Genomic DNA, 15,148 nt, shown 5'->3' with positions numbered 1-15,148 from the left:
GGCCTCTACGGCATGGTCATCCATGAACACAAGCGCGGCGATGGCATCGAATACGAGGTCGAGTTCGAGGAACATTCGCTGGAGGAGCTCGCCGGCCGGCTCAACCGCTTCGAGCGGGCCGACGAGAAACCGTTCGAGGCCGTTGCCGCGCTGTCGGACTTCAACCAGCGCGCCTATGAACTGTTCGCGCAACCGTTGGTCCAGGCCATGTCGAACGAGGCGTCGGCACGGATGCTGCGCGAGTTCCATCCGCTGCGGGTGCAGAACTGGGCGTTCTCGGACCTGAATCCCTGGATGGCCTGGCTGAAGCCCGCGGCCGAGGCGGTCAGGGCGAACCGCCAGGCCATGGCGGATGACCATCCGCTGAGGCAGCAAGAACAGGCGGGGGCGGAAATGCTCAGTGCCGGCCTCGACGCTTACCGCGCCGTGCGCGACGCGATGACGGAGGCATCGTTCTTCAACCTGTACGCCAACCTGTTCTCGTTCCTGTCGCTGGACAAGCCTTCCGCGCCGGCAGCCATGGCACCGCAGGAACCGCCGGAAGTCAGGGCCGCGCTGGCCTCGGTCGGCGAGGGCGGCTACACCGAGGCGATTGCCCGGCTGGCCTGCCTGCTCAATCGCAAGGGCGAGCCGTTGCCGCTGTCCCGGCTGGAACTGCGCAAGGAGCTGGTGACGGACTACGCGGACTTCCTGCCCGAACTGCCCCCTGACGCCTGGCGCAAGACCCGGGGCCAGCAGGAGCTGATCACCCGGTACGCGCCCGAGCAGGCGCTGGAGACGCTGCCGGCCTTGCTCAGGCACCAGGCTGACCGCCAGCGGCTGCATGCGCTGGCCGAAAAACTGCGCACCGACGAGCGCCTGCTTGGCACCAGCCCCACGGCGGAGCAGGCTGCGATGCTGGGGCGGATCCGCGCGGTGCTGGCGCCGAAACCCGAGCGCGGCCGCGCCGCTGGCGCACCGCTCACCCGTGCGTCCTAGGGCGATGCGGTACGAGACCACGTGGGTACCCAGCGCCGCCCGCCGACCACGCTGAAACCAGAGCAGGAGCATGCCGTGAACGCCAGACATGAGAAGTACCAGCGGCTGATCGACTATTGCAAGACCATCCCGCCCACCCCGACCGCGGTGGCGCATCCATGCGATCACGCGTCGCTGGAAGGCGCAGCCGAGGCGGCCCGCATGGGCCTGATCGCGCCGATCCTGGTCGGGCCGCGCAGCCGCATCGAGGACGCCGCGCGTGCCAGCGGCATCGACCTCGGCGCGTACCCGATCGTCGATGCGCCGCACAGCCAGGCGGCGGCTGCGGCCGCGGTGCAACTGGTGCGCGAAGGCAAGGCCGAGGCCATCATGAAGGGCAGCCTGCACACCGACGAGCTGATGGGGGCGGTGGTCGGGGCCGACAGCGGCCTGCGCACCGCCCGGCGCATCAGCCACTGCTTCGTGATGGACGTGCCGGGCACGAGGACGCGTTGATCGTGACCGACGCCGCCGTCAATATCGCCCCGACCCTGTCCGAAAAGGCCGATATCCTCCAGAACGCGATCGACCTGGCCCACGCCCTGCAACTGAAGGAAGTCCGCGTGGCGATCCTGTCGGCCATGGAGACCATCAATCCCAAGGTGCCATCCACCATCGAAGCCGCCGCGCTGTGCAAGATGGTCGACCGCCACCAGATCACCGGCGCGGTGGTCGACGGCCCGCTCGCGCTGGACAATGCCATCAACCTGGATGCGGCACGCATCAAGAAGATCGATTCGCCGGTGGCCGGGCGCGCCAACGTCTTGCTGGTGCCCGACCTGGACGCCGGCAACATGCTCGCCAAGAGCCTGACGTTCCTTGCCGGCGCGGATGCCGCCGGCATCGTGCTGGGCGCGCGCGTGCCCATCATCCTGACCAGCCGTGCCGACACGGTGACGACGCGGCTGGCGTCGTGCGCGGTGGCTGCCCTGGTCGCCAAGGCGCGGCGAGAGTCCACCCAGGTGGCGGGGTGACGTCATGGCAGAGATCATCCTGGTCCTGAACGCAGGCTCGTCAAGCCTCAAGTACCGCGCCTACGATGTCCATGACAACGCACTGAGGCTGGTATTGCGCGGCAGCGTCGAAGGGCTTTACACCGCTCCGGCGTTTCGCGCGGCCGATGCGGCCGGCGCCGAAGTCGAAGCCAGGCAGTGGGATGCCGGCACCCAGCTCGGGCACGAAGGCGCTATCGCCTACCTGGCGGATTTCCTGCGCGGCCATGGGGAAGGGCATACGCTCGCCGCGGTGGGGCACCGGGTGGTGCACGGCGGCGTGCGCTTCACGCAGCCGGCAAGGGTGACCGATGCGCTGCTGGCGGAGCTCGACACGCTTTGCCCGCTCGCGCCGTTGCACCAGCCGCACAATCTCAAAGCCATCCGCATTCTCGCGCAGCGGCGTCCGGCCTTGCCGCAAGTGGCGTGTTTCGACACCGCCTTCCACCGCGCGCAGCCCGAAGCGGCGCAGGCGTTCGCGCTGCCGGTGGAGATTACCGGACGCGGCGTCAGGCGCTATGGCTTCCATGGATTGTCCTACGAGTACATTGCCAGCGTCCTGCCGCGCATCGACGCCGCCGCGGCCGCGGGCCGCACCGTCGTCGCCCATCTCGGCAATGGCAGCAGCATGTGCGCACTGGTGGCGGGGCGCAGCGTGGCCAGCACCATGGGCTTCACCGCCGTGGACGGGCTGCCCATGGGAACGCGCTGCGGCAGCCTGGATCCGGGCGTGATCCTGTACCTGATGGGCGAGCTCGGCATGGATGCCGGGGCCATCGAGGACCTGATCTACCGCAGGTCGGGGTTGCTCGGCATGTCCGGCGTGTCGAGCGATATGCGCGCACTGCTTGCCAGCGACGACGCGCGTGCCCGCTTTGCGGTCGAGGTGTACACGTACCGCATCGCGCGCGAGCTTGGCTCGCTCGCCGCGGCCGCGCAAGGACTGGACGCGCTGGTATTTACCGCGGGCATCGGCGAGCATGCGGCACCGGTTCGCGAGCGCGTGTGCCGACAGGCGGCATGGCTGGGCGTAAGCATCGATGCCGCGGCCAATGCGCGTAACGGGCCGCGGATCAGCGAGGTATCGGGCAAGGTACCCGTCTGGGTCATCCCGACCGACGAGGAGTTGATGATCGCCAGGCATACCCGGGAGATCATCGCGACGCCCGCGCCATGACCGCCGAACCGGCAGAGCAGTGGACCGACGGGGCGCGATGGGCGCCGCGTCAGCAATGAACCTTCAGGGGACGCGACATGACACCCGAGAACAGACAGCCGATTCTCGCCAATGCCAGGGCACTCGTCTGCGGGATTGCGAACACGCATTCCATTGCCTACGGTTGCGCCAGGGCCTTCCACGAACTGGGCGCGGAAGTTGCCATCACCTATGCCGGCGAAAAAGCCCGTCAATATGTCGAGCCGGTGGCAGAGGAACTTTCCGCCCCGATCTTCCTTCCGCTGGATGTGACCAGCGAGGCGGAAATGGATGCGCTGTTCACGCGGATCCGGGACCAGTGGGGAAAGCTCGATATCCTGTTGCATTCGGTGGCCTGGGCCCCGAAGGACGACCTGCAGGGCGGCCTGCTCAATTGTTCGGCGGAAGGCTTCGCCCGGGCCATGGACGTTTCCTGTCACTCTTTCATACGCATGGCCCGCCTGGCGGCGCCGCTGATGCGCGATGGCGGCACGATGTTCACCATGAGCTATCACGGCGCCAACAAGGTGGTGCCGAACTATAACGTCATGGGACCCGTGAAAGCGGCGCTCGAAGCGGTGTCGCGCTACCTGGCGTACGAACTTGGCCCGCAGGGTATCCGCGTGCATGCGATCTCGCCCGGGCCGCTCCAGACCCGCGCCGCATCGGGCCTGAAGGATTTCGACCTGATGCTCGCCGACGCGGTGCAGCGCGCGCCGCTCGGCGAACTGGTCGACATCATGGACGTGGGCTACACCTGCGCGTTCCTGGCCACGCCGTACGCCCGGCGGCTGTCGGGTGAAACCCTGTATGTCGATGGGGGCGTCAACATCATGGCCTGAGCGCCGGGTGTGACCGGGCGCCCGCGCCAGTTATTGCCCGCTGGCCTGCAACGCCAGCGTGACGACACGCAGCGTGGCGTCGTCGGGGCACGGTGTGTCGGCAAATCCCAGGCGCTTCGCCAGGCGTCGCATGGCGGTATTCGACGACAGCACATAGCCGTCCATGCGCCGATAGCCGCGGCGCCTGGCAACATCGATCAGTACCCGCAGCAACTGGCTGGCGAGGCCCAGCCCATGCCAGTCGTCACTGACCGTCACGGCGAACTCGCAAGCGTCGCTGCCCGGTGCGGCAGCATAGCGGGCGCCGCCGACGATGGCGGGCGCGTCGTTCTCCGTGGCGATCGCCACCAGGGCAAACTCGCGCTCCGGCGACGGATGCGTCGCCTGCTCGAGCATTGCCTCCGGCAGTTGCCGCATGGCCGCCATGAAGCGGGTATACCGCGCATCGGCGGACAGCTGGTTGAACGCGGCCAGCAGGCCGGCCTTGTCACGTTCGCCGATCTCCCGCACCAGGAGCTCGCGACCGTCGCGCACGGTGACGTTGAATGGTGCAAATACGGTTGCCGGATCGCGCTCTTGCATGGGCAGTGAAGATAGATGAGGTGAGCAGGGAATAACCTGGGCAGATCCAGTTCATAGTAGTTGATGCGCAATGCCGGTGCCGGCACACGCTTGCAACTCCCCATTTCATGCCTAGACTCCATATGAGCAACCCGCGCGCTTGCTTGCACGGCTTGCGATCCCGCCATGTCCGCTGTCCGCCCTTCCCGTTGGCTGGCAGGCCTTCTTCTGTACGGCCTGATGGGCGCGCTCAGCCTTTGCGGACCCTCTGCCGCAGCCCAGCAAGCTCCGCCATCGCCAAATCCGCCAGCGTCGTCCCCTGCCGCCACCGCCGCGACCGGCCAGGCCACTCCCGCCACGCCGCGCGGCCTGAACCTTGCCAACAAGCCCCGTACCGGCGACTTCGACGTGATGCTCAAGAGCCGCGTCATTCGCGTGCTGGTGCCGTACAGCCGCACGCTTTACTTCAGCGACAAGGGCCGCGAGCGCGGACTGACCGCCGAGCTGGTGCGTGACTTCGAGCGTTACCTGAACAAGAAATACGCCGACCAGCTCGGCAAGCGCCCGCTGACCATCGTCATCATCCCGACCACGCGCGACCGGCTGCTGCCCGACCTGATGGCGGGGCTTGGCGATATCGCCGCCGGCAACCTCACCGAGACCGAAAGCAGGCTCAGGCAGGTGGACTTCACCGCGCCGCGCGACCGCAAGCCGGTGCGCGAGCTGGTGGTCACGGGGCCAAAGGCGCCGCCGTTGCAGCGCCTCGACGATCTTGCCGGAAAGACCGTGCATGTCCGTCGCGCCAGCAGCTATTTCGAAAGCCTGACCGTGCTGAACGACGGCCTGCGCCGCGCCGGCAAGGCGCCGGTCAAGCTGGTCATGCTGCCCGACGCGCTCGAGGACGAAGACGCGCTCGAGATGCTCAACGCGGGCGTGCTGCAGATCCTGGTGGTCGATGACTGGAAGGCTGCGATGTGGGCGCAGATCCTGCCGAACGTCAAGGTGCGCGAAGACCTGGCCGTGCGCGATGGTAGCTATACCGGCTGGGCCTACCGCAAGAACAGCCCGCAGCTGCGGCAGGCAATCGAGGACTTCTACCTCAATGTCGTCAAGAAGCAGGGCGGAGCGGAGTACCGGCTAAAGCAGACCATGCTGCGCATCAAGCAGATCAAGAACAATACCGACGATGCCGAGTACAAGCGCTTCCAGCAGACCATCGCCTTTTTCGAGAAGTACGGCAAGGACTATGGCTTCGACCCGCTGATGCTGGCCGCGCAGGGTTTCCAGGAATCACAGCTGAACCAGGAGGCGCGCAGCCATGTGGGCGCGGTCGGCATCATGCAGATCATGCCGGCCACCGGCAAGGAACTGAATGTCGGCAATATCCGGATGGCCGAGGCCAACGTCCACGCCGGCGCCAAGTACATGGACCGGCTGATGACGAAGTACTTCCCCGACGCGCATTTCTCGGAAGCGGACCGGCCGCTGTTCGCCTTCGCCAGCTATAACGCCGGGCCGGGCAATATCGCCAAGATGCGCAAGGAAGCGGCGGCGCGCGGACTGGATCCCGACAAGTGGTTCAACAACGTCGAGATCGTGGTGGCGGAGAAGATCGGCATCGAGACCACCACCTATGTGCGCAATATCTTCAAGTACTACGCGGCGTACCGGCTGATGCAGGACATGCAGGCGTCGCGCGAGCGCGCGATCAGGCAGGTGCAGAAATAGCGGCGGCAGCCAAACCATAGAGGGCCTCCTGGCAACTACCTGCGGGACCGTTGCTGGCAAGAGGGCTGCGCCTCAGACATGCCCGAGCAACTTCCACCAAAGCGGACCCACGACCAGCCAGATGACCATGTAGATCAGGCTCATGAAGAACCGGCCTTCCACCAATCTCCTTGCGAAACATAGCCAGCGCCAAACATTACGGGACCGGAACCGATGCCGTATTGCGTCAGACAACCGTTGATGTTGCTCAGAATGCCAAGGGCCACGGCTGCGGTGAAGGGAGGGATGCCAGCGGCAACCATCAGTGCCATCGACAGTGGAAACAGAGCGCTGATATGTGCCGTGGCGCTGGCGAAAAAGTAGTGTATGTAGCAGTAGATTGCCGCCACCAGCATATAGACAGCCAGCCTCGGGAAGCCCTCGAGATAGGCGCCGAATTCCTTGCCGAACCACTTGACCATGCCGTATTCGTTGAGCTTGGACGCAAGCATGATAAGCAAGCCAATCCAGATCATGGTGTCCCACGCTGACTTCTCGTCGAGGGCGTCCTGCCAGGTCAGCACACCGGTGATGAAAAGCAGCGAGACACCGATGGCAGCGGCGAGCGTCGCACTGATCTTCAGGTACTCGCCAAAAATCCAGAGGACCAGCAAGCCGATGAAGATCGTGCCCATGATGATCTCCTTGGAGGAGATGCTCCCCATCGCAGCAAGCTCTCTCTGCGCCAGCGCCGTCGCATCGGGCGTTTTCCGGATCTCCGGCGGGGCAATCCACAGCATGGCCAGGGGAATGATCGCCAGGCATAGCAACCCGGGGACGGACGCAGCCACCGCCCACTCAAGCCAGCTGATCGAGACCCCCTGGTCTGCGGCCAGCTTGACGGAAAGCGGATTACCTGCCATCGCGGTGATGAACATCCCCGCCGTAATGATATTCGCGTGGAAGGCACAAAGGATCAGATAGCTTCCTACCTTGCCCCGGGATTCGGGATCGCCGGCATGGCTGCCAAGCACTTCTGCGATCGCACGGGTAATCGGCAGCATGACTCCGCCGGCGCGGGCGGTGATGCTTGGCATGGCGGGCGAAATCAGCAGTTCGGTCATGGCCAGTCCGTAACCCAAGCCCACTGTCCGCTTGCCCAATAGTCGCATGAAGAGCAACGCGATCCGACGCCCCAGACCAGTCTTGATTACGCCGCGGGAAATGAAGAAGGCGAGCAGCACGAGCCAGACCAAATCGGTACCCGTGGACCTGGTCACGTCTGCAAAAGACACGACCCCAACCAGCACGCCTGCGGTTGCGCCAATGATGGCGACTGCCGCCATCGGCAGCGGTGCTGTCATGATGCCGGCAATGGTGGCAACGAATACTGCAAACATGTGCCACGCTTTTGGCTCTAGCCCGGCCGGCGGCGGAAGGAACCACAAAATAATGCCGATGCCAAGCGGGACCAGGAATTTCCAGGTCTTACCAAGTTGACTGGCGGGAAGTGTTGGCTTCGTCGCGGGAGTACTCGACGGCGGCGTTTTCTTGGCATGAGACAGAGCCATGATTTGCCTCCTGATGGCATTGTATTTTGACGAGTTTCCAGCCTGAAGCCATGCATCTACAGGGCTGCCCGGACGCTGTCGGTCGCCTCTTTGACGATGCTTGCGCTGCGTTGCAGGGACGTACGCTCAATGGCGTCAAGGTCCGGGTAGGCCAGCAGTTGGGCGCCGGTGCTATTGAGCACCAGCGGCAGCGACAGACATACCTCGGAAATTCCTTCGATTTCGGCATGCACGATACCGACCGTGATGATCAGGTCGGTGTTGTGCACGAGAGCCTCGCAGATGCGGCCGATCGCACTGGCGATGCCATAGTGGGTGGCACCTTTTCCTTCCTTGATCAGCTTGGCTGCTTCGTGGACGGAACGCAGGATCAGATCGCGGCTGGCAGGCCCGAGCTCCTTGCCGGTCTTGGTCAGGAATGCGTCGAGGGGCATCCCGGAAACCGTCGCCCCGGACCAGGCGATCAGTGCGGACTCGCCGTGTTCGCCCAGGACGTACGCATGAATCGCCGGTGCGACGACGCCCAGGCGCTCGGAGAGCAGCGAGCGCAGTCGCCCCGTATCGAGCGAGGTGCCAGTACTAATGACACGCGCCCGCGCGCAACCGAGGCGGTTAAATACGACAGCGGCAAGAACGTCGCAGGGGTTGGCGGCAATGACGTAAATTGCATTGGGTGCGAGCCCGGCCACCCGATCGACAATTTCGAGCGCGACTTCCGCATTCGTCTTGGCCAGGTCCAGGCGTGTCTGGCCCGGTTTCACACCGACGCCGGCCGTTATCACGATGATATCTGCGTCGCGGGCGTCTTCGTATTCACCAGCGTGGAAGCGATTGTGCCCCCAGAACGCCGCGGCATGGGCCAGGTCGAGCACCTGTCCTTCCGCCCGGACTCGCGCGAGGTCGATGACGACGATCTCTGCGCTTGGAATGGCCAGAGCCGTAAATAGTGCCGCTGAGCCGCCCACCAGGCCCGCCCCAACAATGACAATCTTGGGCTGACGCATCGCATGCCTCCGTTGGGACATGTATTCAACGGCCCGACTTATCGGCATCCACGCCTTTCAGTGGTGAAGATGCCACGGCGCGCGAATGCCCCTAAATTGCATTGACATGGTATGGCCGGGATGGACGGATATGCCGCTCGATGTTTAGTCTTGCCGGTTGCGCCAGACGCAAGGGAGGCGTAGCTGTCGAATTCGCCGTATGAACACTAGGGCAACCATGCACCATTTTCAACCCCACCTCACAGCCGGTCCGCGCACTCACGGGAGCTCTGATTCGTCCCGCGTATCAGCCAGTCGGCGCGCGGCCATTGATTAGCCCGGCTTATAAAGCCTTTAAGCATCCATTTGCTACTCAGTCCGGCATGAATCCGCGAAGATGCAGCGGATGACAACGCGTCGATTTCCTCCCTGGACCCCTTTGCAGCGCCGGGCGCCGCGGCTGCTCGCCAGTGCGCTGCTTGCCCTGGCAGCTTGCTTGCCGACCCAGGCCATGGCCTGGTTGCCGCAGTCCGGTTCGAACCAGACCCTCATGAAGATTCGCCTGACCGTCAACGGCCAGAGCGCCACCGCCACGCTGTACGACAACGCTACCGCGCGCGATTTCGCCGCATTGCTGCCGCTATCGCTGGCGATGGAGGACTACGCCACCATCGAACGCGTCGCCGGCCTGCCGCGCAAGCTGTCCACGCAGGGCGCGCCTGATGGCATGGCTCCCGTGGCCGGCGAGCTGACCCATTACGCACCGTGGGGCAACCTGGCGATTTTCATCCAGGGCCGGCCCTATGCGCGCAGCCTGCTGCCGCTTGGCAAGGTGAACGAAGGCTTGCCCATCCTGGCACAGCCGGGGCCATACCAGGTACGGATCGAGCGGGTTGAACCCTGACGCGTGCCGCGCGACGTAGAGGCCGTGTGGCCCGTGTCATTGGCCACCGCCCCGGTTTTAATCCATCAAGGAGGCTCATGCACGACCTCAAGACCCTGGCCTTGTGTGCCACCGCGCTGCCATGCGCAGTCGCCTGCGCAGCAGGTCCGCAGGCAAGTTCGCCGCCGGGCGCACCCGCCCAGCAGATCGCACGCGCCGGCAGCCAGCCGTCGATGGCCGGTCCCGCCGACTACTTTACCGGCCGGGCGCGGATCGATCCGGTCTGGCCGGCCGACCCGCATATCAACGCCTCCGGCGGGCTGGTGACGTTCGAGCCCGGCGCGCGCTCGGCCTGGCACACGCACCCGGCCGGGCAGCGACTGGTGGTGATATCGGGCGTGGGACTCACGCAGGAATTGGGCAAGCCGGTGCAGGAGATCCGTCCCGGCGATGTGGTCTGGTGTCCCCCCGGTGTCAAGCACTGGCACGGCGCTGCGCCCTCCACCGCGATGACCCACCTTGCCGTCACCGGCACCGTGGAAGGAAAGAACGTCACATGGATGGAGAAGGTCACCGATGCGCAATACAACGCCCGCTAGGCTGCGCCGGGGTTTGCGGGCCTGCGTGATCGCACTGGTTACCAGCTGCGGCCTTGTCGCCGCGAGCCATGCTGCCCCGGCAGCGCAGGAGTCCCGCAACATGACCAGCACGCCAGCAGCCGCACCTAGCCCAGCTGAAACCCTGACCGCGCGCCAGCAGGCCATCGTGCCGATCGGCGCGCTGGGTGCCGCAGGCGACATCGCCAGGCTGAACGGCGCCTTGAACCAGGGGCTGGATGCCGGCCTGACGGTCAATGAGGTGAAGGAAATCCTGGTGCAGCTATACGCCTACGCCGGCTTTCCGCGCAGCCTCAATGCGCTGGCCGAACTGATGAAGGTGGTGGAAGGGCGCAGGCAGCGCGGCATCCGGGACGCAGCCGGCACCTTGCCCAGCCGCCCCCCGCCGCAGGGCGACGCGCTGCTGGCCGCGGGAACCGCCAACCAGACCCGCTTGTCCGGCGCGCCGGTCAAGGGCGCGTTGTTTGACTTCGCCCCGGCCATCGATGACTACCTGAAGACCCACTTGTTCGGCGATATCTTCGAGCGCGACAACCTCGACTGGCAAAGCCGCGAACTGGCCACGCTCGGCATGCTGTCGGCGCTGCCCGGCGCCGAGTCACAGCTGCAGGCGCACATGCGTATCAGCCTGAACGTCGGCCTCACGGCCGCTCAACTGCGGCAGCTTACCCGCGTACTTGCCGAACGCGTGGATGCCGACAGCGCCCGAAGGGCCGGCGGAGCCCTGGCGCGGCATCTGGCCACTGCCCCTGGCGCGAAGTAGAACGGTTGCCGCGGCTGCGTCGCGGCCGCTTCGGGGCACACCACAAAACTGTACTCCCTGCCCGCCCTCCGCTTTGTACACACCGGCCAGGCCGCCGGAAATCTACTCTGGTGTCACCGCAACGCTCCGGCCGTCCTGGCTCCGCAAGACAGGACGGGCCGGGCGGCGCCCCGTTACAGGACACCAAGCCAATGAGCACCCCCAAGCCTGAAACAGGCCACATCGCCCCCTATACCCATCCCGCCGCCGGCTGGGGCGCGCTGAAGTACGTTGCCATCAACCTGATCAAGGAGAAGGTGGCCGGCGGCAACTACAAGATGCTGTTCAAGCAGAACCAGGCCGACGGCTTCGACTGCCCCGGCTGTGCCTGGCCGGACCGGCAGCATGCCTCGACCTTCGAGTTCTGCGAAAACGGCGTCAAGGCGGTGGCGGCCGAGTCGACCAGCATGCGCGTGACCCCGGAGTTTTTTCGCGCAGCACACACGGTGACGTCGCTGATGGCGCAGACGGACTATGAGCTGGAGCAGCACGGGCGCCTGACGCAGCCGATGGCCTACGATGCGCAGACCGACAAGTACCGGCCGATCGCCTGGGACGAGGCCTTTGCGCTGATCGCGCGCCACCTGCGCGCGTTGCCGGATCCGAACCAGGCCGCGTTCTATACCTCGGGCCGCGCCAGCAACGAGGCCGCGTTCCTGTACCAGCTGTTCGTGCGCGCCTATGGCACCAACAACTTTCCCGACTGCTCCAATATGTGCCACGAGGCCACTAGCCGTGGCCTGCCGCAGACCATCGGCGTGGGCAAGGCCACCGTGGTGCTGGATGACTTCGAGCATGCCGACACTATCCTGCTGTTCGGCCACAACGCGGCCACCAACCATCCGCGCATGCTGGGCGAACTGCGCGAATGCGCCCGGCGCGGCGCCACCATCGTGTCGATCAATCCGCTGCGCGAGCGCGGCGTGGAGCGCTTCACCAGCCCGCAGCACCCGGTGGAGATGCTGACCGGGTCCAGCACCAAGATCGCGTCGATGTTCGTGCAGCCCCGGCTGGGCGGCGACTTTGCGCTGATCAAGGGCATGGCCAAGCGCCTGCTCGAGTTGGACGACGAGGCCATCCGTCACGGCCGCGAGCGCCTGATCGACGTGGACTTCGTGCGCGAGCACACCGTCGGTTTCAGCGACTTTGTCGATGACCTGCGTGCCGAAAGCTGGGCCGACATCGTTGCCGAGTCGGGCGTGCCGCAGCAGGATATCGACGCGCTCACGCAGGTCTATGCGCGCGGCAAGCGCGTGATCGCCTGCTGGGGCATGGGGCTGACGCAACACAAGCATTCGGTGCCGACGGTGCAGATCCTGTCCAACCTGATGATGATGCGCGGCAATATCGGCCGCCCGGGAGCCGGGCTGCTGCCGGTGCGCGGGCATTCCAACGTGCAGGGCGACCGCACGGTGGGGATCGAGGAGAAGCCCGAGCCGGAATTCCTCGATCGCCTGCAGGCCGCCTTCGGCTTCGAGCCGCCGCGCCAGCATGGCTATGACGTGGTGCACACCATCTCGGCGATGCTGGCGGGCAAGGTCAAGGTCTTTGTCGGGCTGGGCGGCAACTTCTCCACCGCCACGCCGGATACGCCGCGCACCTTCGCGGCGCTGCGCCAGTGCGACCTGACCGTGCACATTGCCACCAAGCTCAACCGCAGCCACCTGGTGCACGGCAAGGAAGCCCTGATCCTGCCGACGCTGGGCCGCACCGAGATCGACCAGCAGGACGGCGTGGCGCAGGGCGTGACGGTCGAGGACTCGGTCTGCATGGTCCATATCTCCTTCGGCATGAACGCGCCGGCATCGCCGCACCTGTTGTCGGAGATCGCCATCGTCGCGCGCATGGCGGCGGCCACGCTGGGCTCGGAGACGATCGACTGGCTCTGGTATGCGCAGGACTACGCCCGCATCCGCGATGCCATCGAGCAGGTGATCGACGGCTTCGACAGCTATAACGAGCGCGTGGCGGTGCCGGGCGGCTTCCACCTGACCCCGCCGGCGTGCCACCGGGTCTGGCATACGCCATCGGGCAAGGCGCAGTTCCTGGTCAACCGCATCGACAAGGACACCCCCATCAACCGTGCGCGCCAGCAGTATGGCGACCGGCTGATGGTGATGATGACCACGCGCTCGCACGACCAGTACAACACCACGATCTATGGCCTGGACGACCGCTACCGCGGGGTGTTCGGCCTGCGCCGGGTGGTCTTCATCAACGCCGCGGACCTGGCGCGGCTGGGCCTGGAGGCGGGGCAGCACGTCGACATCACCAGCGTCTGGGACGACGGCGTACAACGCCGGGTCGAGGACTTCGTGCTGGTCGAATACGACATCCCGCAAGGGTGCGTCGGGGCGTACTACCCCGAGACCAATCCCCCTGGTGCCGCTGGAGAGCACAGGCGATGGCTGCGGCACGCCCACGTCCAAGTCGGTGCCGGTGCTGCTGACACCCTCACGGCACCAGCAAACCGCGCCGAGCTGATCCCGCGCCCGCGCAAGACCACTCATCAAGCGACCGACGCCCCTGGTGAACGCACCCCTCTCCCGCAGCGCGGGAGAGGGGTGGAGCTACCGCAAGCGCTGCATCAGTTTTCTTCAAGACACCCCAATGGAATCCACCGAACTGGCCGGACACACCGGCTTTGAAACGCGTGACATCGTGCGGCACAAGCGCTGCGAGACCCAGCCGGCTACCGACAACGTCGCCGAAGAATTGCCGGTGGCGCTGGTGTACAACGGCATCTCGCATGCGGTGATGATGTGCACGCCGCTGGACCTCGAGGCCTTCGCGGTCGGCTTCTCGCTGACCGAGGGCATCGTCGCACGCAACGCCGAGATCCACGATCTCGAGGTGCGCATGCATGCGCACGGCGCCGAAGTGCAGATGGAGATCAGCGAACACGCCTTCGCCACCATGCGCGCGCGCCGGCGCGCGCTGGCCGGACGCACCGGCTGCGGCGTGTGCGGTCTCGAAAGCATCGCGCTGCTGGACCTGGAGCCGGCGCGCATGCCCGAGCCGGCCGCCCGGATCGCGCCGTCGCGCGCCATGATCGAGCGCGCCGTCGCCGCGCTGCCGTCGCGCCAGCGGCTGATGCAGGCCACCGGCGGCGTCCATGCCGCGGCCTGGTGCGATGCCGGCGGCGAGATCCTCCATGTGTTCGAGGATGTCGGCCGCCACAATGGCCTGGACAAGCTGATCGGCCACCTGGCGATCCAGCGCGTGGACATGGCGGACGGTTTCGTGCTGCTGTCCAGCCGCGCCAGCTATGAACTGGTGCGCAAGGTCGCGCGCATGAACATCCAGATGCTGGCGACGATCTCGGCACCGACCGCGCTGGCCATCCGCATCGCCGAGCAGGCCGGTGTGCGTCTGCTCAGCTTCTGCCGGCAGGACGGTTACGTCGACTACACCAGTGCGTCTATGCAAGGCACGCGCGGAGACGCGGCATGCTGAACTTCGACGAGGCCCAGGCCGTCTTCGCAATGTGCGCGCAGCCGGTGCGCGAGACCGAGACCGTGTGGCTGGGCCTGCTGACCGGCCGCGTGCTGGCCCGCGACGTGGCCGCGGTGATCGATACGCCGGCGGCCGACCGCAGCGCCATGGATGGCTATGCGGTGCGCTGCGCGGACTGCCGCGCCGATGCCTGCCTGCCGCTGCAGCAGGTGGTCTATGCCGGCACCCGGCCGCAGCCGCTGCTGCCCGGCCATGCCATCCGCATCTACACCGGCGGCGTGATCCCGCCCGGCGCCGACGCCGTGGTCGCGCTGGAGGATGCCGACGAGACTTACCAGGGTATGGTGTGCGCGCGCCCGCCGCTGCCCGGCCAGCATATCCGCCGCCAGGGCGAGGATGCGCGCCGGGGGGACCAGCTGCTGTCGGCAGGCACCTTGCTGCATGCCGGCCATATTGCCGCGCTGGCATCCCAGGGCGTGGCCGAGGCCGAAGTCTGCCGGCTGGTCGAGGTGGCGATCCTGA

10 protein-coding genes and 4 pseudogenes are annotated in these 15,148 nt (G+C 66.1%); 11 read left to right on the top strand and 3 right to left on the bottom strand.

Annotated features, from left to right (window positions below):
- The 4 genes and pseudogenes from ACEI37_RS27680 to fabI form a co-directional block, all read left to right on the top strand.
- Nucleotides 1–978, top strand: a 978-nt coding sequence (locus ACEI37_RS27680) for a DUF3141 domain-containing protein (protein WP_373380355.1), incomplete at its 5' end; no start/stop codon positions are given.
- 75 nt (nucleotides 979–1,053) lie between these two features.
- Nucleotides 1,054–1,991, top strand: a pseudogene (locus ACEI37_RS27675) (phosphate acetyltransferase).
- 4 nt (nucleotides 1,992–1,995) lie between these two features.
- On the top strand, nucleotides 1,996–3,186 hold the full coding sequence (locus ACEI37_RS27670) for an acetate/propionate family kinase (RefSeq protein WP_373380354.1): 1,191 nt from the start codon (nucleotides 1,996–1,998) through the stop codon (nucleotides 3,184–3,186).
- A gap of 77 nt (nucleotides 3,187–3,263) precedes the next feature.
- Nucleotides 3,264–4,046 carry an enoyl-ACP reductase FabI gene (fabI, locus tag ACEI37_RS27665; RefSeq protein WP_116314122.1) on the top strand — a complete coding sequence of 261 codons (783 nt, stop codon included), beginning with the start codon at nucleotides 3,264–3,266 and terminating at the stop codon, nucleotides 4,044–4,046.
- Between the two features lie 30 nt (nucleotides 4,047–4,076).
- Here the strand turns inward: fabI and ACEI37_RS27660 are convergent, their stop codons facing one another.
- A complete protein-coding gene (locus tag ACEI37_RS27660) occupies nucleotides 4,077–4,628 on the bottom strand; it encodes a GNAT family N-acetyltransferase (protein WP_326348252.1) in 552 nt (183 codons plus the stop codon).
- A 165-nt stretch (nucleotides 4,629–4,793) separates the two neighbouring features.
- On the opposite strand from ACEI37_RS27660, the gene ACEI37_RS27655 reads away from it, so the two are divergent.
- A complete protein-coding gene (locus ACEI37_RS27655) occupies nucleotides 4,794–6,335 on the top strand; it encodes a transglycosylase SLT domain-containing protein (protein ID WP_373380353.1) in 1,542 nt (513 codons plus the stop codon).
- Between the two features lie 72 nt (nucleotides 6,336–6,407).
- Here ACEI37_RS27655 and ACEI37_RS27650 read toward each other — a convergent pair.
- Together ACEI37_RS27650 and ACEI37_RS27645 are read right to left on the bottom strand one after the other, a co-directional pair.
- Nucleotides 6,408–7,885, bottom strand: a pseudogene (locus tag ACEI37_RS27650) (DASS family sodium-coupled anion symporter).
- A 56-nt stretch (nucleotides 7,886–7,941) separates the two neighbouring features.
- Nucleotides 7,942–8,889, bottom strand: a complete 948-nt coding sequence (locus ACEI37_RS27645) for a lactate dehydrogenase (protein ID WP_115713691.1) — start codon at nucleotides 8,887–8,889, stop codon at nucleotides 7,942–7,944.
- Between the two features lie 385 nt (nucleotides 8,890–9,274).
- Here ACEI37_RS27645 and ACEI37_RS27640 point away from each other — a divergent pair, with 385 nt between their 5' ends.
- The 6 genes and pseudogenes from ACEI37_RS27640 to ACEI37_RS27615 form a co-directional block, all read left to right on the top strand.
- Nucleotides 9,275–9,772 carry a cyclophilin-like fold protein gene (locus ACEI37_RS27640; RefSeq protein ID WP_373380352.1) on the top strand — a complete coding sequence of 166 codons (498 nt, stop codon included), beginning with the start codon at nucleotides 9,275–9,277 and terminating at the stop codon, nucleotides 9,770–9,772.
- A gap of 77 nt (nucleotides 9,773–9,849) precedes the next feature.
- Nucleotides 9,850–10,350, top strand: coding sequence for a cupin domain-containing protein (locus tag ACEI37_RS27635; protein ID WP_373380351.1), 501 nt, complete (start codon nucleotides 9,850–9,852; stop codon nucleotides 10,348–10,350).
- Nucleotides 10,328–11,131 carry a carboxymuconolactone decarboxylase family protein gene (locus ACEI37_RS27630; protein ID WP_373380350.1) on the top strand — a complete coding sequence of 268 codons (804 nt, stop codon included), beginning with the start codon at nucleotides 10,328–10,330 and terminating at the stop codon, nucleotides 11,129–11,131. The genes ACEI37_RS27635 and ACEI37_RS27630 overlap by 23 nt, the downstream gene beginning before the upstream one ends.
- Before the next feature lie 191 nt (nucleotides 11,132–11,322).
- Nucleotides 11,323–13,654: pseudogene (locus ACEI37_RS27625) on the top strand (FdhF/YdeP family oxidoreductase).
- A gap of 126 nt (nucleotides 13,655–13,780) precedes the next feature.
- A complete protein-coding gene (gene fdhD, locus ACEI37_RS27620; RefSeq protein WP_116314130.1) occupies nucleotides 13,781–14,626 on the top strand; it encodes a formate dehydrogenase accessory sulfurtransferase FdhD in 846 nt (281 codons plus the stop codon).
- A pseudogene (locus ACEI37_RS27615) lies at nucleotides 14,620–15,148 on the top strand (molybdopterin molybdenumtransferase MoeA); the annotation flags it as partial. The gene fdhD and the pseudogene ACEI37_RS27615, both read left to right, overlap by 7 nt.

The sequence above is a fragment of the Cupriavidus nantongensis genome, from assembly GCF_041726985.1.
Taxonomy (GTDB): Bacteria; Pseudomonadota; Gammaproteobacteria; order Burkholderiales; family Burkholderiaceae; genus Cupriavidus; species Cupriavidus nantongensis_A.
This window is presented reverse-complemented; position numbering and strand designations above follow the sequence as displayed.

Coding starts and splice junctions, on each gene's coding strand:
- fabI (WP_116314122.1), top strand. CDS start 3,264: ATGACACCCGAGAACAGACAGCCGATTCTCGCCAATGCCAGGGCACTC.
- ACEI37_RS27670 (WP_373380354.1), top strand. CDS start 1,996: ATGGCAGAGATCATCCTGGTCCTGAACGCAGGCTCGTCAAGCCTCAAG.
- ACEI37_RS27645 (WP_115713691.1), bottom strand. CDS start 8,889: ATGCGTCAGCCCAAGATTGTCATTGTTGGGGCGGGCCTGGTGGGCGGC.
- ACEI37_RS27655 (WP_373380353.1), top strand. CDS start 4,794: ATGTCCGCTGTCCGCCCTTCCCGTTGGCTGGCAGGCCTTCTTCTGTAC.
- ACEI37_RS27635 (WP_373380351.1), top strand. CDS start 9,850: ATGCACGACCTCAAGACCCTGGCCTTGTGTGCCACCGCGCTGCCATGC.
- ACEI37_RS27640 (WP_373380352.1), top strand. CDS start 9,275: ATGACAACGCGTCGATTTCCTCCCTGGACCCCTTTGCAGCGCCGGGCG.
- fdhD (WP_116314130.1), top strand. CDS start 13,781: ATGGAATCCACCGAACTGGCCGGACACACCGGCTTTGAAACGCGTGAC.
- ACEI37_RS27630 (WP_373380350.1), top strand. CDS start 10,328: ATGCGCAATACAACGCCCGCTAGGCTGCGCCGGGGTTTGCGGGCCTGC.
- ACEI37_RS27660 (WP_326348252.1), bottom strand. CDS start 4,628: ATGCAAGAGCGCGATCCGGCAACCGTATTTGCACCATTCAACGTCACC.